The following is a 19374-nucleotide window of genomic DNA, read 5'->3' as shown; positions in this document are numbered from 1 at the left end:
CGGCGCCGCGCCTGACCGTCTGACCAGGGGACGGGCCGCACCTGCGGCCCGAGAGCGAGGGCCGGGCGGGCCGACCGCCCGGCCTTTCCGTTGTCCGCCCCTTCCCCGCCCCCGCTTCCCCGCCCCGGGCGAGGATGAGGGCGGAGCGGATCCGTCGGGATTCTTGACAGTCCGGCCTGCAGCGGCCTCACCTGTCGGCCTTGACGATTGATCCCGAACGGTTTCTTCGGATTGGTACGATTGTTGCTGTCCTGCCTGCGCAGCACCACCCGGGAGAGTCGAGACCGCCGATGACCGCGCTTCGCACCATGACCGCCACCCTCGCCCTCATGGGCGGGCTGGCCCTCGCCCCGGCCGCCGAGGCCGCCCCGTCCTACGGCGCGCCCGCCGGCTGGACCGGCATCGGCACGGTCGGCACCGGCACGCCGAACGGCGATGTCGGCACGATCCCGGCCGGCCACACCCAGTACCTGTTCGTCACCACCGACGAGGGCGCGGACGGCGGCGGCAACCTGCTCTCGCTCGGCGACGAAACGAACGGCTCGACGCTCACCTCGCCGCTCTTCGCCGCCAATGCCGGCGACGCGCTCGAGTTCTACTTCAACTATGTCACCTCCGACGGCGCCGGTTTCGCCGACTACGCCTGGGCGCGGTTGCTCGACGCCTCCGGCGATGAGGTGGCGCTGCTGTTCACCGCCCGCACCGTGCCCGCGCCGGACAACATCGTGCCCGGCACCGGCATGCCCTCGCCCGACGCGACGCTCGACCCGGCGACCGTCCCGATCGTGCTCGGCACGGGCAATGACGGCGGCCCGGTCTGGGACGAGCTCGGCAGCGACTCCGGCTCCTGCTTCGACGACGGCTGCGGCCTCTCCGGCTGGGTGAAGTCCAGCTACACGATCGTCACCGCCGGCACCTACCGGCTGCAGTTCGGCGTGACGAACTGGGGCGATACGGCCTACCAGTCCGGCTTGGCGATCGCCGGCGCCACCATCGCCGGCGACCCGATCGACCCGCAGCCGGTGCCCGAGCCCGCCTCGCTGGCGCTGTTCGGCCTGGGCCTCCTCGGCCTGGGCTTGGCCGCGCGTCGGCGCCGCGCCTGACCGTCTGACCAGGGGACGGGCCGCACCTGCGGCCCGAGAGCGAGGGCCGGGCGGGCCGACCGCCCGGCCTTTCCGTTGTCCGCCTTTCCGCCTTCGCGGGAGAGAGGGTCAGGATGAGGGCGGGGCCGATCACGTTGCGCCTCCGTGCAGGACTGCCCGGCGCCGCCCGGCCCAGCGGCATGTCGAAATCCTTTACATCCGGCCAAGCCGATGCGGCGAGGCATCGATAGCGGCTTGTCCAAAAAAGGGTTCTCCATCTGGCATGCTGCCTGCTTCCTAGCGTGCACAACCGGAGACCATTGCACGTCAGACACGAATCGAGCCGCCATGCGCCACCGCCGCTCCCGCCGCCTCGCCGCCGTCCCGCCCCTCGCCCTGCTGATCGCCAGCATGACGCTGTCCCATGCGCCCTCCCAGGGCGGCCCGACGGTCGCGGCCTGGACCCCGCCGCCGCGCCCTGAGCAGGTGGCGACCGTCCCGCCCGCGCCCCCGCTCCTGCTGCTGTCCGCCCCGCCCCGCCCGATCCAGGGCGGGTTCAAGGACCCGGCCGACCGCGACCGGCCCGCCGGGTCCGACGCCGAGGACGCGCCCGGCGGTTCCGAGGACGGCCCCGCCCCCCTGATGATCGCCGGCTTCGGCTTCGCAGGCGGGGCCGGCGGCGCAGGCGGCTTGGGCGGCGGCGGTGGCGGCGGATCCGGAGGCTTCGGCGGCGGCATGGGCGGCACCGGCGGGTTCGGCGGGGGTGGTGGCAGTGGCGGCGGTGGCAGCGCGCCGCTCCCCGAGGTCACCGACACCGACGGCGGTCGGAAGGAGAACCCGTCCCCGGACCTCACCACGCCGGTCGTGACCGCCGATCCGTCCGACCCGCCGGCCGGGGAGCCTGCCCGGACGGACATGGCGGACACCGCCCAGGCCGCGACCGCGGTGCCCGAACCCGCCTCGCTCGCCCTCCTCGGCCTCGCCCTCGCCGGCCTCGGCTGCGCTCGCCGGATCCGCCGCGCCTGACCGCGCGGCGGCGATCCGGCATCGGCAAGGGGCGGCGGCGCGGCGTATGGTCTCGCTGCCCATGAGCACGCCCCCCGCAGCCGTCGCGCCGCCCGCCCCGCCACGGCTGACCGTGGTCGTGCCCTGCTACAACGAGGCGGCGAACGTGCCGGAGATGGTGCGCCGGCTCGACGCCGCCCTCGCCGGCCTCGCCTGGGAGGCGATCTTCGTCGACGACGACAGCCCCGACGGCACCGCCGCGGTGGCCAAGGCGATCGCGGCGCGCGATCCCCGCATCCGCTGCATCCGCCGCATCGGCCGGCGCGGCCTCGCCTCCGCCTGCATCGAGGGGATGCTCGCCTCCGCCGCACCCTTCCTCGCGGTGATCGACGGCGACCTGCAGCACGACGAGACCCTGCTGCCGCGCATGCTCGCCGCGCTCGAGGCCGAGGAGGCCGAGCTCGTGATCGGCAGCCGCCATGTCGCCGGCGGGGCGGCGGCGGGCGGCTTCTCGGACCTCCGCCAGCGGATCTCCGAGGCGGGCGCGGGGCTGGCGCAGCGGCTCCTGCCGATGCGCGTGGCCGATCCGATGAGCGGCTTCTTCGCCCTGCCGCGCGCGGTGTTCGACGGCCTCGCCCCGCGCCTGAACGGTACCGGCTTCAAGATCCTGCTCGACATCATCCTCTCGGCCGACCGGCCGCTGCGGGTGATGGAGCTTCCCTACAGCTTCCGCCCTCGGCAGGCGGGCGAGAGCAAGCTCGATCTCGCCGTGCTGATCGAGTATCTGGGGCTGCTGCTCGACAAGGCGCTCGGCGGCGTGCTGCCGCTGCGCTTCCTCGCCTTCGCCGCGGTCGGGCTGACCGGCGTGGTCGTGCACATGGTGGTGCTGGGCCTGGCCCACGGGCTCGGCCCGGTGCCGTTCGAGCGGGCGATGTGGCTCGGCGCCCTCGCCGCCATGACCTCGAACTTCCTGATCAACAACCGCATCACCTATCGCGACCGCCGGCTGCGCGGCGCGGCGATGCTGCGCGGGCTGGTGCTGTTCTATCTCGTCTGCGGCGTGGGCGCGGTGGCGAATGCGGGCATCGCCGCGGTGCTGCTGCGCGACGGCGTGCTCGGCTGGGAACTCGCCGGCGCGGCCGGGGCGCTGATGACGGTGGTGTGGAATTACGCGATGTCGTCCACCCTGGTCTGGCGCGCGCGCTGAACCAGGCGGCGCAGCCGCGCCGCCCAGGCCGCGGCGCTGCCCGGCCGCACCAGCTCCACCCAGGCGAGATCGCGGCTCGCCGTGGCGAGGCTCCGCTTGTAGCGCGCCGCGCCGGCGAGGAAGTCGTAGATGCGGTCGCCACGCCGCGCGGCCTCGGCGATCGCCAGCACATGCGCCGCCAGCCCAGGCCGGTGATCGGCCGCCGCCGCCCGCACGAACCCGCCCTGGTAGAGGCAGACATGGCCGGCGCGCGTCAGGGCGTAGAGATAGCCCAGCTCCCGCCCGCCCGCCGCCAGGCGCCAGAGATCGATCCCGCCCGCCGCGAAGCTGCGCGCGACCAGGACATGGTGGAAGCGCGGCATGAAGGGGTCGGCGAAGGCCCCCGGCCGGCCGCGCGCCTGCCAGTCCGCCTGGTGCAGGGCGATCAGCCGGTCGAGGAAGCCCGCCGCTTCGGCCGGCGTGGCGGCGCGCGTCAGCACGAGCGGCCCGGCGGCGCCGAGATGGCGCAGCGTGCGGCGGAGCTGCTGGCGCGCATTGGCGCTGAGGAGGGCGAGCGGGTCACCGCCGGCCGCGCGCACCCGATCGAGCTCGACGAAGGGGGCGGGGCGGATCCGGTGACGGAGCGCGACCCCCCCGGCCGCCTGCGCGAGCGCGGGCTCGACCCCCGAGAGGCGCAGCCGGCGCACCCCCCTCGCCTGCCAGGCGGCGGCGAGCAGCGCCGCCGCCGTGTCGGGCGCGGCCCCGGCGGCGACCAGCGGTCCATTGTGCTCGACGAAGGGCGCATCGCGCGCCGCCTCGCCGCTCTCGGCGAGCAGGAGCCGCCCGCGCGCGCGGTTGAACAGGGCAAGGCCGACCGTCCGGCCCCCGGCCTCGGCGCGCGCGAGCCAGGGATCGGAATAGCGCTCCTCGGCCAGGCACCCGACCCAGCTCCAGGCCCGGAACGGCGGGATCGGCCCGGCCTCCGCCTCGAGCGCCTGCCAGGCGCGACCGATCGCCTCGAAGGACCGGACCGGTTCGATCGTGACCCGGGCGGCCGTCACGCGTCCGGCCGGGCCGATCCCGGCGGCCGCAGGGCGGAGAGCCGCGCATGCAGGGCCGAGGGCGTGGTGAACTGCCCGCCGAGCTCGTCGCGGAAGAAGGCGAGGTAGCGGTCGATGCGCTCGAGCAGCGCGACGAGGTCGGCCTCGGTGCGGGTATAGGGCGTGTTGCCGGGCGCAAGTGTCGGGCTGTGCAGGGTGAGGGTGAAGACGCGGAGCCCCCGGCCCAGAAGCCGCCGGGTCAGGTCGCGCATCTCGGCAAGCGTGGTCCCCTCCGGCGAGAGGCGGAGCGGATAGAGCGCGTTGGCGCGCGCGGCCAGCCGCTCGAAGCGGAGGGCGCGGCCGGCGGCGCTGCGCGCGAGCCGGTCGAGCGCGGCGGCGTGGCCGGAAAGCCAGCCGACATGGCCGGCCGTGGTCGGCAGCGACAGGATCGGCCGGGAGCCCGCGAACCAGCCGGGCCGGGCGGTGAAGCGGCTGAAGTCCGGCCCGCCCATCGCCGTGTAGTCGTAGCCGGGACAGATCGACAGGTCGATCGCGAAGCCGAGGGCGCCAAGCGCCGCGACCGTATCGGGCGAAAGACCGTAGCGGCCGGCCTTGAACAGGCTGGGCGGCCGGCCGAGCAGGCGGGCGACCGCCTCGGTCAGCGCGGCGAGCTTGATCCGTTCCAGATCGGGGCCGAGATTGCCGGAGAAGGAATGCCAGTCGTCCTTCGGCTCCACCATGGGCGGCGCGCTCCAGGGGTGCAGATGCACGCCCACCTCGCAGCCCTCGGCGGCGAGCCGGCGGATGATGCCCGCGCTCTCCTCGCGCGTGGCCACGGGGTAGTCCACCACCAGGGCGGGCAGCACCCCATGGCGGCGGAAGACCTCGAAGCGCGCCTCGAGCGCGCGCGTCGGCGCCACCTGGCCGATATCGGTGTAGGTGCCCTTGTCCCACTCGAAGGCCGCCTCGGTGTCGATCACCACCTGCAGGAGCGGCGGCCAGTCGGTCGGCGTGTCGATCTCGGCCAGGCCGATCGCGGCCGGCCCGGCGGCGAGGTCGCGGGTGAAGCGGATGCGGAAATCGGGGAACCCGTCCCCATCCCCGGCCGGGTCGGGCGCGTCGCGATAGAGCGCGGCATAGGCGCGCGCGACACGGCCGAGCTCGAGATTGCGCTCGGCGAAGCGGCGCCCGGCTGCGCCCATCCGGGCGCCGAGCGCGGGATCGGCGCGCAGCGCGCCGACTGCGGCTCCGAACTGCGCCGGCGTGTCGACCAGGAACCCGGTCGTGCCGTGCTGGATGATGAAGTCGGTGATGCCGGGCAGGAAGCGCGTGATGATCGGCAGGCGATGCGCCATCGCCTCGACATAGACGTTGCCGAAGCCTTCCGAGACCGAGGAGAAGACGAAGGCATCGGCGGCCCGGTAGAACGGCTCCGGCCGCTCCTCGAAGCCCGTCAGCACGACCCGTTCGGCAAGGCCGTGGCGGCGGATCGCGGCCTCGATCTCGGCTGCGTAGTCGGCCTCCAGCACCGGGCCGACCACCACGAGGCGCACGCCCGGATCGGGGATCAGCGCGAGCGCCTCGACCAGCCAGAGCACGTTCTTGCGTCGCGAGATCGATCCGACATTGAGCAGCACGAGGTCATCCTGGCCGGCGCCGAGCCGTCCCCGCAGGCGCGCCCGCTCCTCCGGCGATGACGGGTCGTCTTGCAGGATCCCGCCCTGAGGGATGAAGCGCAGCCGCCCGGGCGGCACGGTCTCGAGGGCGCGGCGCAGGAGGTAGGGGCTGATCACGACGAAGCGGTTGATCGTCGCCAGCAGGGCGCGCACCAGGCGGCGGTAGCGCGGTCGGTACTGCGCGATGAGCTGGGGCGGGCTGTCGTCGAGGGTGCAGGAGAACAGCACCTGCCGCCCGAAGAGCCGGGCCAGCCCATAGGTCAGGAAGGTGCGGTCGATGTGCGAATGCAGGTGGATCACGTCGTAGCGGCGGCCGTGACGGATCAGCCACCGCATGAGGTTCGTCCGCGTCGCCGCGCCATGGGTGCGCGACAGGTAGTGCACGGGTATTCCCTTGTGGATCGTGCCGGCGGGACCCTCGCCCGGATCGGTCTCGAAGGCCAGCACCTCGTTCGCCACGCCGTGCCGCGCGATCAGCGGGATCAGGCGGGTGAAGTAGATGCCGTCGCCGGTGTAGTCGGGATGGAAACGGCGATAGACGTGCAGCACGCGCCGGGGCGGGGTCGCGCGCGCCTCGTCGATCCCCTCTGCCGGCATCCCTGCCGCCGGGCTGGTTCCGCTCATCCGGTCCTGTCCTGCCTCATCCCCCGAACAGCGCCGCATAGCGGGCCGCCATCGCCGCCTCGTCGTACTCGGCTTCCGCGCGGGCGCGCATCGCCGCCCCGATCCGGTGCCGGAGCGGGCCGTCCGTGACGAGCGGGCGCAGGGCTGCGGCGAGCGCGCGATCGTCCTTCGGCGCGAGGAAGGGGCGCCCCTCCTCCCCCAGCATCGCCGCGACGTCGCCCACATCGGTGGACGCCACGGGCAGGCCCGAGGCCATCGCCTCCATCACCGAGAACGGCATCTGCTCGGTATCCGAGGAGAGCGCGAAGACGTCCATGGCGCGGTAGGCCGCGGCCGGATCGGGCACGTGGCCGGCGAAGCGGGTGATGCCGCCGATGCCGAGTTCGGCGGCGAGCGCGCGGAGCATTCCCTCCTCCGGCCCGTCGCCGATCACGACCAGGCGGAAGGCGAGCCCGTCGCGGTGCAGCGCCGCGCAGGCGCGCAGGAGGCGGGCGAGGTTCTTCTCGGCGCGCAGCCGGGCGACCGTGCCGATCACCGGCCCCTCGCCCGGCGGCGCGAGCGGCAGGCGCGGCCCGTCGGGGCGGAAACGGGCGAGGTCGAGCCCGTTCGGGATGTGGTGCAGGCGGCAGGCGGGCAGGCGCCAGGTCTCGCGCGCGGCCTTCAGCAGCGTCAGCGAGGGCAGCACCACGGTCGAGCGGCGCAGGACGAGCCGGCGGAACAGCACGCGGCGGGGCTTCTGGCCGGCGGCCTCGTCGGGGCCGAACCCGTCCTCGGTGTGAAGATGGCGGATGCGCGGGGGGAGGAGATTGGCGGCCGCCCACTCGATCGCACCCCAGTTGCTGGTGACCAGCAGATCGGGGTTCAGGTCGCGCAGGAACCGGCGGATGCGCAGAAACCGCGCCGGCCCGCTCCCCGGCGGCGGCGCCGGCAGCAGGACGAAGGGCACGGCGGGATCGAGCCGCTCGGCACAGTCGGTCCGGCCGTCGAGGGCGACGATGGCGTGGCGGAAGCGCGGCCCGAAGCGGTTGGCGAGCGCGGCGAGGCGCACCTGCGCGCCGCCGATCGCGAAGGTCGGGAAGATGTGAAGCAGGAGCGGCGCGGAGCCGGGCGGCGGGGATGGACCCCGGGCCGGTGCAGCGGGCATGGTCATCCAGCCTGCCTTGCACAGTTTTCCCCATGAGAAAGCCCAGACGGGGAAATTCCCCCCTCCCCACCCTTCTCCCCACCCTGGTGGCGATCCTGCTCGCCGCCCTCCCGGCCGCGGCCGGGACGCTGCGCGTGGGCCCGGGCGAGCGCTTCGCCATGCCGAGCGAGGCGGCGCGGGCGGCCGGGCCCGGCGACCGGGTCGTGATCGCGCCGGGGGTGTATCGCGACTGTGCGGTCTGGCGCGCCCCCGGCCTGACGATCGAGGCCGCGGGCGGGGAGGTGGTGATCACCGGGCCGATCTGCGCCGGCAAGGCGCTGTTCGTGATCACCGCCCCGCGCGTCACCGTGCGCGGGCTCACCTTCCGCGGAGCGGCGTTCGAGGGCGGCAACGCGGCGGGGATCCGTGCCGAGGGCGGGGATCTGACCGTCCTGCGGTCCCGCTTCGAGGACAACCAGAACGGCATCCTGACCCATCACCGCCTGCCCGAGGCGCGGCTCGTCATCGAGGAGAGCGCGTTCGTCGGCAACGGCGCGCTGATCCACGAATGCGCCCACGGGCTCTATGCCGGGACCTGGGCGCTCGTCGCGATCCGGCGCAGCCGGTTCGAGGGAACGCGGATCTGCCACCACGTGAAGTCGCGTGCGCTCGCCACCGAGATCATCGACAGCGCGATCCTCGACACGCCCGGCAACCGGGCGAGCTACCTGGTGGACATCCCCAATGGCGGCAACCTGCTGCTCGCGAACACCACGCTGCGCAAGGGTCCCGACCACGGCAACCCCACCGCTGCGGTGATGCTGGGCGCCGAAGGGGTGCGGCATCCGACCGCGAGCCTGCGCGTGATCGGCAACCGGTTCGAGAACCTGATGCCGCGCGGGACGAATTTCGTCGAGAACCGGACCGGCACGCCGGTCCTGGTGGAGGGGAACACGATCCGCGGCACGGTCGTGGTGCTGGCGGGGCCGGGCGAGGTGCGCTGACCTCATCGCCGCGCCGCCGCAGCGAGCGCCGCCACCCGGCGCGCATTGCCCGCCCAGGTGAGGTCGCGCGCCAGCACCTCCGCCCGCGCCGCCTGGCCGAGCCGGGCACGCAACGCCGGGTCGGCGGCGAGGCGGCGGATCGCCTGCCACAGCCCGTCGGACTGTTTCACGTCAAACAGGATCGCGGTGCGGCCGTGCTCCAGCACCTCGCGGATGTTGGGCTGGTCGGGGGCGATGATCGCCCGGCCGGCGGCCATGTACTCGAACACCTTCAGGGGAGAGGCATAGGGCACGACCGCAGGCTGGAGCGCGATGTCGAAGCCGGCAACGAGCCCGGGGATCGCCTCGCGCCTGGCCAGCCCGGTGAACTCCACCCGCCCGGTGATGCCGAGCTCGGCGGCGAGGCGTTCGAGCCCCGGCCGCGCCGGCCCCTCCCCCACCACGCGCAGCTTCAGCCGCGGCGGCCCGTCCCAGGCCGCGATGCCGCGCACCACCGCATCCAGCCCGTGCCACTCGCGCACGAAGCCGACGAAGCCGAGCACGAGCTCCGCCGCCTCCGGGCCGGACTGGCGCGCGGCGAGCGCCTCGGGGAAGTCCGCGAGGTCGATGCCGTTCGGGATCACGACGATCCGCTCGGTCGGCACCCCGGCCGCGGCGACGTGCCCTCCCAGCACCGCGGTCACGGGCAGCACCCGGTCGGCGCGGCGCCAGACGAAGCGTTCGGACCACCGGGCGAGGCCCGTGAGCGCAAGGCCGCCGAAGCGGGCGCGCTCCTCCGCCAGCGGCGCGTTCACCTCGACCAGGAAGGGCAGACCGCGCCGCCGGGCGACGAGCGCGCCGGCGAGGAAGAACAGGTTGTAGCGCTCGTAGAGCGCATCCGGAGCGAAGTCCCGCGCCGCCCGGTCGAGCTTCAGGAAGGCGGGCAGGCTGTAGCCGAGCTCCAGAAGCTCGGCCGCGAACCGTGGCAGCAGCCGGCGGATCAGAGCGACGAGCCGGCTCTCGGCCCCGAGCTCCGCCCGATCGTAGGCGGCGGGCCCGACGACACGCACCTCGTGGCCCTCGGCCCGCAGCGCGGCGACCAGGGCGTCGAGGTGCACGCCCTGGCCGTCGCGCGACTGGATGCGGTGGCTGTAGAGGATCCTCATCGGAAGCGGCGCAGCAGCCGCCCCGCCGCCTGGCGCGCGAGCGCGGCCAGCCCGGCCGGGTGGCGCGGATCGGCGAGAACGAGGCCGATCAGCTGCACCCGGCCCGACACCCAGTGCGCCTTGTAGGCATCGTCGCCCCGGCCGAAATCGATCACCCGCACCCGGTCCTCCGCGATCAGATGGCGGAGCATCATGGCGGTGAGCACGGTTCCCGGCGAGGCCGCACGCTCGGTCTCCAGATGGAAGAGCTTGGGCACGGTGGCGCGTGTCCCGCCCTGGTCGAGGATCCAGTACTGGGCGGCGAGCGGGGTGCCGTCGGCGATTCGGGTGAGCACGCCGAGTCGCAGCGCGCCGGCTGCGGCGGCGGCCCGCATCAGCGCGGCGTCGAAGTCCGGGAAGGGCTCGCCGGGCTTCCACGACCCGGCGCGGGCGGCGTGGAACGCCGCGATCCCGGCCTCGAGCGCTGCACCCGGAGCGGCGATCAGGTCGAACCGCGTCTCGCGTTCGGCGCGGCGACCCTTGCGCGCGATCGTGTGGCGCAGGGCGGAGGGGCGGGACGCGAGGTAGCCCTCCCAGTCCTGCCCGTCCGCGAGCGTTTCCCGCCATACCCCTGTGTGATCGAAGCGGGTGGCGCGGATGCCGGCGGCACGCAGGCCCGCGAGGAAGGGGGCGAGCCAGGCGCCCGCCGGATCGATCGCCTCCAGGAGCGCGGGCGGGCGGCGCCGCAGCAGGGCGCCGAAGCCCTGCCCGGCCGCGCGCCAGCCGGCCGCGTCGAGCCCCGGGGCGGCGAGCGGGCGCCAGTCCTGGGTGTAGGGCGTGGTCAGGCTGCGGAGCCGACCCCCTTCGCCGAGCAGCGGCACCGCGGCCGCGCCGCAGCGGGCGGCGAGCGGCTCGGCGGCGGGGGGAAGCGCGTGGGCGAGCACGGTGTCGTACCAGATCCGCCCGGACCAGAAGCCGTGCTGGTCGAGCAGGGACTCGGCCCAGGGAGGCAGGCCCTCGCGCGGCAGCGGCACGAGGCGGGGCGGATCAGCGGTCACCCTGGACCGGGATCCCTTCGGCACGCGCTGCGCGGACGAGGGCCTCGTCCAGGCTGGCAAGCGCTGCGCGGAGACGGTGCGCGACCTCAAGATAGAGGCCGTCATAGAAGGAAAGCCCGTGCCGGGCGGCGAGGTCGAGGGCCGCGGCGAGGTCCGGCTCCGTGTCGGTGCGGAGCGGAAGACCGCCGAGCGCTGCGACGCGTTCGGCCAGCCCCCGGGGGGAGATCCGCCCCCGTCGCCAGGCGACGAGCAGGATGTTCCGTATCTCGAAGTGCCAGAGTTGGGGAACCACGCCCGGCACCTCTTCGAGCAGGTGAAGCGTCTCCTCGGCGCGGGGATCGCTCTCGTCGTCCAGCACCCATGTGGCCGCAACCGACGCGTCGATGACGATGGGGCTCACGCCCGGTGCCCGTGGTGGCGCGCCGAGAGGATGTCCTGGAGGGTGATGCCGGTCTTGCCCCAGCTGGCACGCTGGGCACGGAAGCGGGCGATTGCGGCGCGCGCGGCCGAGCGGGTGCCGGCAGCGGCGGGCACGAGATGGGCGATCGGCCTGCCGTGGCGGGTGATCGCGAAGCTCTCACCGCGTTCAACGGCAGTGAGCAGCTGGGCGAGGTGTGCCTTTGCCTCGGTTGCCTGGATTTCACGCATATCTGACCCGTTATTCTGACCGGTCAGATATGGGGGGATCGGGCATTCTCGCAACAGGATTCCATGGAAACGGCACAAGGTCCCAAGAATCAGCGGGGCCGGGCGCCCCCCCGAGGCCCGGCCCCGCCTCGCCTCGCCGTGGGACTTCCCATGGGGGCGATCGGGCGTGGGGGACGCATGCGTCCGCCACGCCGATCCGAACCGCAGCGGGCGACGCCGAAGGACATCGGGTCCGCGGGCTCAGGACGGAGGCTGACCAGCAATATTTGGACCAAGTCAATGAATCTGGGATGCTTGTTGCCCGCCAGGCGTGTGGCCATGGCCAGTGTAAGGTTTTCCGACACGCCCCGAGGCCGACGCGGGTCCTGCCCGCCGAGAACCACGCATGGGCGGGGTCTGCCCTGTCGGCAGACTTTACACGTGCTGTCCCGCAGTCGGGCAGACTCCTGCGGTCTCAAGGGGTTATGCGATTGGCACGGATCATGCGTTGCGTTCTTGGACCATCTTCGGTCCGCAGGAAACAGGAACACATGATGAGCTCCTTCAGGAACGCGCTGCTGGCGGCCGTGGTGATGGCGGTCGGTGCGGCCGGTGCGGCCCAGGCCGCGCTCACGGTCAGCGGCTCGGTCGGCGGCGCGCCCACCGGCGTCACGCTCGACAATCTCGACTGGCTCTCGCTCGGCACCGGCGGCGGGGTCTCGCCGCAGAGCGGCATCACCGTGAACTTCACGCCGAACGCCCAGGCCGTGCAGGGCAGCGCGTCCGGCCTGTACGCCGCGCCCTTCCTCTCGGGCGGCAACGGCACCGGCTTCGGCAACGATAACGGCGTGAACAACCCGCCAGCCGGCAACCAGCCGAACGGCGCCGACACCACCACCTACATCACCTCGGGCTCGACCGGGAACACTGCCGGCGCGGCGGTCGAGATCCTGCTGCCGGGGCTGCAGCAGTATTTCGGCCTGCTCTGGGGCTCGGTGGACGACTACAACACGCTGAGCTTCTACGACGGCGCCACCCTGGTGGGTTCGATCACCGGCAGCGACGTCGTTCTCGCCCCGAATGGCGACCAGGGCGTGAACGGCACGCTCTACGTCAACATCACCTCGACCGTGGGCTTCGACCGGGTGGTCGCGACCTCCTCGCAGTTCGCCTTCGAGTTCGACAACATCGCCTTCAACCCGACCGTGCCGGTGCCCGAGCCCGCCTCGCTCGGCCTCCTCGGCCTGGGCCTGCTCGGGCTCGGGGCCGCCCTGCGCCGCCGGCGCGGCTGAGCGCCCCGCCCCTGCGGGGCTCGTCTCGACGGGGCGGCCGCAAGGCCGCCCCGTCCTCTTTTTCCCCCTGCCCCTGCCTCGGCTTTGCCACAGACCGGGGCCACAACTTATGATGGCGCAGCCGGCGCGGGATGCTCCCTGGACCCGGATCCGTTCAGGGCCCGTGGGCCGGGGTGCAGCGCCGGGTGTGACGTGAGGAATCGGGGAGCGAGCGGCATGAGCAGGACAGGAGGAACCGACCCCCGCCCGGCCAAGGCCGCGGCACTTGCCGGCAGCGCCACGCCCCCCCTGCCGGAACGGCTCTCCTGGCCCGCCGCAACGGCGGTGATCCTCGCCGGCTCGCTGGCCCTCTGGGCGGCGATCGGGCTTGCGATCGCCTGGCTGGCGGCCTGATCCCGCTTTCCGGATTTCCCGCTTTCCGGCCCTCCCGAACCGGCTCAGCCCTCGGCGAGCCCGGGCCGCCCGGCGCGCAGCCAGGCCAGCACCTCCCCGAGTCCCTCGGCGAGCGTCCGCGGCGCGCCCAGGCCCAGCATCGCGCGCGCGCGTTCCGGCGCGCCCACCGAGTGGCGGATCTCGCCCGGCCGCGCCGGCCCATGGCGGATCGCGGGCGCGATCCCGCAGAGCCCGGCGATCGTGCGCGCGAGATCGACGACCGAGGTCGCCCGCCCGGTGCAGAGATTGAGCACCGGCGCGGTGGTGGAGGCCGCGCCGAGCCCCGCCACCAGCCCGGCGACGACGTCCGAGACCGCGATGAAGTCGCGCGTCTGCGCCCCGTCGCCGTAGATCTCCACCCCCTCGCCGGCCGCGAAGCGGTCGCAGAAGATCGAGATCACCCCGGAATAGGGCGAGCGCGGGTCCTGGCGCGGTCCGAACACGTTGAAGAAGCGCAAGCCCAGCGTCGGCACGCCGTGCACGCTGCCTGCGACCCGCGCGTGCAGTTCCGAGCCGAGCTTGTCGGCCCCGTAGGCCGAAAGCGGCCGGCAGGGCGCGTCCTCGGCGATCGGCAGGCGGTCCTGCTCGCCATAGACCGCAGCCGAGGAGGCATAGACCACCGGCACCGGCCCCCTCCCCCCGGGGTTCCGGGCCGCGTCGAACACCGCGATCGAGCCGGACAGGTTCACCCGGTGCGCGCCCAGCCAGTCCTCGGTGCAGCGCTGCACCGAGGCGATCGCGGCGAGATGGAACACCCCCTCCACCCCCGCCATCGCCGCGCGCACGGTGGCCGGGTCGGCCACGTCGCCCACCACAAGCTCCGCGCCAGGGGCGAGATTGGCACGGCTGCCGGTGGAGAGGTCGTCGAGCACGCGCACCGCGTCGCCGCGCGCGATCAGGGCAGCGCAGAGATGCGAGCCGATGAAGCCGCAGCCGCCGGTGACGAGAAGAAGGGGCATGGGACTCCGCGACCCGGGAAGGAAGGGGGAAGAGACTGCACGGCAAGCCGGCGCGATGGAACCTCGGCGCCGACTCGGGCCCGGCCGTGGCGAGGGGACTCTACTGACGCTCGCCCGGGAGCGGAGTTGTCCACAGCGATATCGAAATATCCCGGGGACTCTGCCGACGCGGAAGGGGACTCTGCCGACGCGACTCGCGGTTATCCAGAGGACTTTACTGACGAATCTAATAGACTCCTCCTAATACCTTCCTATTAGGTCGCGTCAGTAGAGTCCCCCTTGCATTCAGGGAACGAAACGCGGCGTCATCCGTCGCCATGGGTGACGTGCACCGGCTGATCCGCGAACACGGGCTGGAAGGGGCCCGCGCCCGCGCCGCCAGCAAGAGCGACCGGCAGGCGATCGAGGCGGCCGCCGCCATCATGGCCGAAGAGGAGAACCGCCTCGGCATCACCCATGCGGGGTTCGCCATGACCTCGCTGCCGCACAAGCGCATCGAGGAGGTGCTGTGGCGGCGCGAGGGACACCGCACCACCCTGCTGGTGGAATCCGGGCGTGACCGCAAGGGCCAGTTCGTGGGCGTGCCCTACGGCTCCTTCGCCCGGCTGATCCTGCTCTATCTCCAGACCGAGGCGGTGCGCACCGGCTCGCCCGAGGTCGAGCTCGGACGGTCCATGAAGGCCTGGATGGGGCGGATGTCGCTCACCACCGGCGGGCGCACCTACCAGCTCGTCACCGAACAGGCACGGCGCATCTCGGCCTGCCGCCTCACCTTCTTCTTCGCCCGCGAGAACGGCGCCGAAGCCCGCCACAACGGCGCCTTCGTGCAGGACGCGATCAGCTTCGCCGGCGTGATCGACGACGAGGACCAGCCCACGCTCTGGCAGGACAAGGTGCGGCTGGACGAGGGGTTCTGGCGGTCCCTGCGCGAGCATCCGGTGCCCGTGCGCGAGGAGGCGATCAAGGCGATCAGCAACCGCAGCCTGGCGATCGACGTCTATATCTGGCTCGCCTACCGGCTGCATGCGCTCGCCAAGCCCACGCCGGTGAGCTGGAGCGCGCTGCACGGCCAGTTCGGCGCCGGGTTCCGGCTCGCCCGGCAGCTCAAGCCCACCTTCCTCGAGGCGCTGAAGCTGGCACTCGCGGTCTATCCCGAGGCGCGGGTAGAACCGGAACGCGACGGCATCCTGCTCCTGCCCTCGCCCCCGGCGGTGCCGCGCCAGGAGGCGCGCCGGCTCGGGATCACCTGATCCGGTCGGACCACCGGCTCGGGGCGGCCCCCCCGATGCAACCCGCTGCCGGGAACGGGTTGGGACTCTACTGACGCAGCCGGACGACGCGACGGAGCGCCGCCTGCAGGCCGCGCAGCACGAAGGCCTCCGCCGACCGGCCCGGCGCGCCGGCGATCAGCCAGAGCGTCACCACCGGCACGGCATAGGCGAGGGCGCCGAGCACGGCCTTGAGGGCAAGCGCAGTGGCAAGCGCCGCGGCCGGTCCGCCAAGGAGAGGGCCGATCCCGTCCGGCAGGACCAGCACCGTCGCGGCCATCGCCGCAGCACCCGCCGCCGGCCGCCAGAGCGCGGCGACGATCTGCCGCCAGGCGCAAGCGAGCTGTCGCCGCGTCATCGCGAGCCAGAGCAGGAAGGTCACGACGGCGGCCGCGAGCATGGCGACGGCCGCGCCCTGCAGGCCGAAGCGTCCGGCAGCCCAGAACACCGCCAGGACCTTGAGAACCGTCAGCGCGGCGAGGCGCACCACCACGATGCGCTGCCGGTTGAGCGCCAGGAACAGGCTGCCGAGATAGTCGCGCAGGCCGTCGAACAGGGCGAACAGGGCGACGAGCGGCAGAAGCCCGATCACCATGCTCCAGCGGTCGCCCAGGAACAGCAGCGTGATCTCCCGGGCGGTGAGCGCGATGCCGGCGCTGAGCGGCATGATCAGCAGCCATTGCAGCGCCAAGCCTGCGAGCAGGTAGTCGGTGAGCGCGCGGCGGTCGTGCTGCACCCGCGCGAAGGCCGCGAAGGCGGGCTGGCGGATCGGGGCGGCCAGTTCGCTGATCGGCAGCGCCCCGACCTGGTAGGCGACCTGGTAGACGCCGACCGCGGCGACCCCGTTCAGCCGGCCGACGATCACGTTGAAGGACTGCGCGTCGGCGACCGCGACGACGTTGCCGAGGAAGATCCACTTCGAGAAGTGGAACAGCTCGCGCCAGGCGCCGAGGCCCAGCCGCGGCCGATAGGGAACGATCCAGTAGCCGATCGGCAGCAGGATCAGCCGCGCCAGCGAGGGCGCGATGACGAGCGCCCAGTAGCTCCGGAGCCAGAAGGCGAGCGGCAGCACGGCGGCGAAGCCGAGCACCTTGCCGAGGACGTGGTAGCGCAGCAGCACGTCAAATCGCAGGCTGCGCTGCAAGTCGAACAGCCGGATGTTGTCCAGCGACTGCACCACCGCGGTCGCGGCGAGGAACCACATCACCGGCGCCACCCTCGGCTCGTCCATGAAGGCCGCATAGGGTTCCGCGGCGGCCACCAGCAGCCCGGCGATCAGCACGCCGCGGGCGACGGTCAGGGTGAAGGCGGTGTCGTAGTGCCGCCGTTCGACCGCCGGCATGCGGATCAGGGCAAGCCCGAAGCCGGTCGAGGTCAGCCAGTCGAGCATGGTCTGCACGACGGAGGCGATGCCGACCACGCCGAAATCCTGCGGCGTCAGCAGCCGCACCAGCACCAGCGTGCTGACGAGGCCGATCGAGCGGACCGCGATCCGCTGCAGCACGGCATAGGTCGAGGCGACGGCCGCGCGCCGGCCGAGCGTCGGGTCGGGCGGCGGCGTGGGGGCGGGCTCCGCTGTCACGACGGCGGACGGGGGTCTGCGAAGCAGAGCACCCGGAGACGGATATTGGGCGGGGTCGCGTCGCCCCAGGCGCCCTCCCGCACGACCGCGAAGCGGACGCGCAGCGTCTCGAGCGCGGCCCCGACGGACGGACTCAACGGCACGGTCGGGTCGTCGCGCAGCACCAGCGAGAGATGCGGCGCGGCGGCACCGAGCGCGCCGAACTCGGAGACGCCGAGGCTGCGGGCGATCGGCAGGCCGGAACGGTGCATGTAGGCCAGGGTCTGGCTGTGCCAGACCGGCCCGCGCGCCGCCACCGCGTCCTCGACCAGGAGGAAGCCCTCCGCGTCGGCGAGCCGCGTGCCGTAGTGGCGCCAGAACGGAAGCTGGAGATAGGTGCGGTTCACCACCACCGGTCCCTGGCAGGCAGGCTCCGCCTCCAGAAGACGGGCGAGGGCGCGGCTGGCGATGAACCATTCGCGGTGCTCGGTCCGGCCGAAGGCTTGGTTGGCGTTGAAGACCGCCACCAGCAGCAGGAACAGCCCGGCGACCCCCCGTCCCGGCCAGGACCGCCAGAGCCGGTCGAGCCCGGCCGCGAACAGCACGCCTGTCGGCACGATCAGCCCGACCAGGAACCGTGTCGCCCACATCGGGCGGAGGAAGCTCACCGCCAGCAGCAGGAGGAGGAAACAGCCCGGCAGCACGACCGTGGGCCAGACCTGCAGCGTGCCGCGCAGCGTCCAGGCGCCGAGCGCGGCGATCCCGACCGCCAGCCCGAGCCCCAGTCCGAAGAGGCCCCGCAACAGCGGGGTTTCGAGCTGTCCTTCGCCGGCGATCAGGGCCCGGCCGAGGACCTGCATCAGGGTGAAGGGGGTGGGCGGCTGCGCCCAGGCGATCGGCGCGGCATCGCGCAGGCCGAGATAGGCCAGGCCCTGCGGGATCGAGACCAGCCCGATCACGCCGCCGGCGGTCAGCCAGTCGCGCAGCGCGACCGCGCCGAGCCGCCGGTCAAGCAGGCAGGCGAGCGCGATCGCGGCGCCGGTCGCGGCCACGAACACGGTGCCGGTGGCGTGAAAGTGGATCTGCAGCAGGCCGGCCGCGACATAGAGGGCGAGCCAGGCGGCACGGGTGCGGCCCGGCAGGGCCGAAGCGGATCCGGCCTCAGCGGCGCTGCGGAGATACTCGGCGGCGGCGAGCAGGCAGAGGCCCTGGAACAGCGGGAAGAAGGCGAGCGGGCGGACGTTCATCCCCGTGAACAGTCCGAGGGGCAGGAGGCCGCAGAGGAGGGCGGCAAGGACCCCGACCCGCCCGCCGCCCGCGAGCGTGCCGAGCCGTCCGGCGGTCAGCGCGGCGAGGCCCGAGGCGAGCGCGGAAGGGAGGCGCAGCGCGCCATCGCGCGTGCCGACGAGACCGGCCCAGAGCTTGAGGGCGAGGAAGTAGAGCGGCGGGTTGGTCTCGATCCGGTTCGCCTCGCCGAACAGGGCCGCAGCCGGCAGCTCCATCCAGTAGCGCGCGAACATCTCGTCCCACCAGAAGGAACGGTGTTCGAGCAGCAGGAGACGCAGCAGCACCGCAAGCCCGGCGGCGGCGAGGAGCAGGACGGCCTCGCGACGCCCGGGGCGGAGCGCCGGGTGGGCGAAGGCCGAGGGCGGCAGGGTCGTCAACACGCCGGAGCCGAGGGGCTCTGGTGTGGACTCCGGGCCGTGGCGGCAGGGACGCAGGCGGTCAGCGGAACACCCTCGGGACCGCCGGGCGCGCACCGGATCGGCTGATGCTGCCGCGGCGTGCCTCAGTCACTAGCCGCAAGGCCAGGCCGCGGTCCAGCGGAGCGTGGGGTGCCGGACAGGCCGAGCGCCCGCGCCCGGTCGGCCAGTCGCTTGAGGGAGGAGGGCGCCCAGGTCGGGCCGCCGCGCGGCGGGCGGACGCCGAGTCGGAGCAGGGCGGCGCCGAGCTCGGCCAGGGTGGCCTCGGGCCGGCCGCGCAGATAGGCGGCGGCGAGTTCGGCCGTACGGGACATCCCCCCTCCCCTGCTCCGGCGCGGCGCCGGCGCGAGCGCCGCGTGCGTGACCAGCCCCTCGGCGACGAACAGCCGGACCAGCCGGACCAGCCGCGCCGGCGTGAACGGCCGCGCCCCGGCGGGAAGCGCGGCGTTGACGGCGCGCGTCACCTCCGTCCAGGGCGTCGCGGGACGCAGCCGGCGCACCGGGGCGAGCCAGGTCTCGGCATCGGGGAGTGCGCGGGCGAGCCGCGCGCGGGCGCGTGCCTCCGCGAGGCGTGCCACGGTGGCGCGGTCGCGCGCGAGCAGTCCCGGAT

Annotated in this window: 17 protein-coding genes and 1 pseudogene; 7 read left to right on the top strand and 11 right to left on the bottom strand. The window is 73.6% G+C overall.

The window, feature by feature from the left end:
• The first annotated feature begins 290 nt into the window (after positions 1-290).
• The 3 genes from FK498_RS19935 (at position 291) to FK498_RS09855 (ending at position 3294) form a co-directional block, all read left to right on the top strand.
• Entirely contained in the window at positions 291-1103 is an 813-nt protein-coding gene (locus FK498_RS19935; RefSeq protein ID WP_141854057.1) for an NF038132 family protein, read from the top strand.
• Positions 1104-1430: 327 nt separating this feature from the next.
• Positions 1431-2108, top strand: coding sequence for a PEP-CTERM sorting domain-containing protein (locus FK498_RS09860; RefSeq protein WP_141854055.1), 678 nt, complete (start codon positions 1431-1433; stop codon positions 2106-2108).
• Between the two features lie 61 nt (positions 2109-2169).
• Positions 2170-3294 carry a glycosyltransferase gene (locus tag FK498_RS09855; protein WP_141854053.1) on the top strand — a complete coding sequence of 375 codons (1125 nt, stop codon included), beginning with the start codon at positions 2170-2172 and terminating at the stop codon, positions 3292-3294.
• On the opposite strand, the gene FK498_RS09850 is transcribed toward FK498_RS09855, so the two are convergent.
• From FK498_RS09850 to FK498_RS09840, 3 genes are read right to left on the bottom strand one after another with little or no spacing between them, the layout of a single operon-like run.
• Positions 3255-4334 (bottom strand): GNAT family N-acetyltransferase, encoded by a 1080-nt coding sequence (locus FK498_RS09850; RefSeq protein ID WP_141854051.1) that lies wholly within the window; start codon positions 4332-4334, stop codon positions 3255-3257. The two genes, FK498_RS09855 and FK498_RS09850, sit on opposite strands and share 40 nt — an antisense overlap.
• Positions 4331-6613 (bottom strand): glycosyltransferase, encoded by a 2283-nt coding sequence (locus FK498_RS09845; protein ID WP_161988371.1) that lies wholly within the window; start codon positions 6611-6613, stop codon positions 4331-4333. The genes FK498_RS09850 and FK498_RS09845 overlap by 4 nt, the downstream gene beginning before the upstream one ends.
• A gap of 16 nt (positions 6614-6629) precedes the next feature.
• Positions 6630-7763, bottom strand: coding sequence for a glycosyltransferase (locus FK498_RS09840; protein WP_237560903.1), 1134 nt, complete (start codon positions 7761-7763; stop codon positions 6630-6632).
• Between the two features lie 26 nt (positions 7764-7789).
• Between FK498_RS09840 and FK498_RS09835 the strand changes: the two genes are divergently transcribed.
• Positions 7790-8740 carry a hypothetical protein gene (locus FK498_RS09835; protein WP_141854047.1) on the top strand — a complete coding sequence of 317 codons (951 nt, stop codon included), beginning with the start codon at positions 7790-7792 and terminating at the stop codon, positions 8738-8740.
• A 2-nt stretch (positions 8741-8742) separates the two neighbouring features.
• Here the strand turns inward: FK498_RS09835 and FK498_RS09830 are convergent, their stop codons facing one another.
• The 4 genes from FK498_RS09830 to FK498_RS09815 are packed head-to-tail and all read right to left on the bottom strand — an operon-like array spanning position 8743 to position 11624.
• Positions 8743-9885, bottom strand: coding sequence for a glycosyltransferase family 4 protein (locus FK498_RS09830; protein WP_141854045.1), 1143 nt, complete (start codon positions 9883-9885; stop codon positions 8743-8745).
• Positions 9882-10922, bottom strand: a complete 1041-nt coding sequence (locus FK498_RS09825) for a GNAT family N-acetyltransferase (protein ID WP_161988370.1) — start codon at positions 10920-10922, stop codon at positions 9882-9884. The genes FK498_RS09830 and FK498_RS09825 overlap by 4 nt, the downstream gene beginning before the upstream one ends.
• Positions 10912-11322 carry a type II toxin-antitoxin system VapC family toxin gene (locus tag FK498_RS09820; protein ID WP_255581483.1) on the bottom strand — a complete coding sequence of 137 codons (411 nt, stop codon included), beginning with the start codon at positions 11320-11322 and terminating at the stop codon, positions 10912-10914. The genes FK498_RS09825 and FK498_RS09820 overlap by 11 nt, the downstream gene beginning before the upstream one ends.
• Positions 11319-11624 carry a type II toxin-antitoxin system Phd/YefM family antitoxin gene (locus FK498_RS09815; RefSeq protein ID WP_237560902.1) on the bottom strand — a complete coding sequence of 102 codons (306 nt, stop codon included), beginning with the start codon at positions 11622-11624 and terminating at the stop codon, positions 11319-11321. Before FK498_RS09815 ends, FK498_RS09820 begins: the two co-directional genes overlap by 4 nt.
• A 479-nt stretch (positions 11625-12103) precedes the next feature.
• On the opposite strand from FK498_RS09815, the gene FK498_RS19280 reads away from it, so the two are divergent.
• Positions 12104-12841, top strand: coding sequence for a PEP-CTERM sorting domain-containing protein (locus tag FK498_RS19280; RefSeq protein ID WP_161988368.1), 738 nt, complete (start codon positions 12104-12106; stop codon positions 12839-12841).
• Between the two features lie 216 nt (positions 12842-13057).
• Complete coding sequence (locus FK498_RS19275; RefSeq protein ID WP_161988367.1) at positions 13058-13234, top strand: hypothetical protein; 177 nt, start codon at positions 13058-13060, stop codon at positions 13232-13234.
• A gap of 44 nt (positions 13235-13278) precedes the next feature.
• Here the strand turns inward: FK498_RS19275 and FK498_RS09805 are convergent, their stop codons facing one another.
• Entirely contained in the window at positions 13279-14232 is a 954-nt protein-coding gene (locus tag FK498_RS09805; protein ID WP_141854035.1) for an NAD-dependent epimerase/dehydratase family protein, read from the bottom strand.
• 317 nt (positions 14233-14549) lie between these two features.
• Here FK498_RS09805 and FK498_RS09800 point away from each other — a divergent pair, with 317 nt between their 5' ends.
• The gene (locus tag FK498_RS09800) at positions 14550-15482 is read left to right on the top strand and encodes a replication protein RepA (RefSeq protein ID WP_141854033.1); all 933 of its coding nucleotides are present in this window, start codon (positions 14550-14552) and stop codon (positions 15480-15482) included.
• Positions 15483-15549: 67 nt separating this feature from the next.
• On the opposite strand, the gene FK498_RS09795 is transcribed toward FK498_RS09800, so the two are convergent.
• The 3 genes and pseudogenes from FK498_RS09795 to FK498_RS19265 all read right to left on the bottom strand — a co-directional run.
• Entirely contained in the window at positions 15550-17082 is a 1533-nt protein-coding gene (locus tag FK498_RS09795) for a lipopolysaccharide biosynthesis protein (protein WP_161988366.1), read from the bottom strand.
• Positions 17079-18728, bottom strand: coding sequence for a hypothetical protein (locus tag FK498_RS19270; protein ID WP_161988365.1), 1650 nt, complete (start codon positions 18726-18728; stop codon positions 17079-17081). The genes FK498_RS09795 and FK498_RS19270 overlap by 4 nt, the downstream gene beginning before the upstream one ends.
• 122 nt (positions 18729-18850) lie before the next feature.
• Positions 18851-19374 (bottom strand): annotated as a pseudogene (locus tag FK498_RS19265) (recombinase family protein); the annotation flags it as partial.

This window comes from Elioraea sp. Yellowstone (assembly GCF_006704265.1).
In the GTDB taxonomy this organism is placed as follows: Bacteria; Pseudomonadota; Alphaproteobacteria; order Acetobacterales; family Acetobacteraceae; genus Elioraea.
Note: the sequence above shows the minus strand (reverse complement) of the source record. Positions and strands in the feature narration are given on the sequence as shown.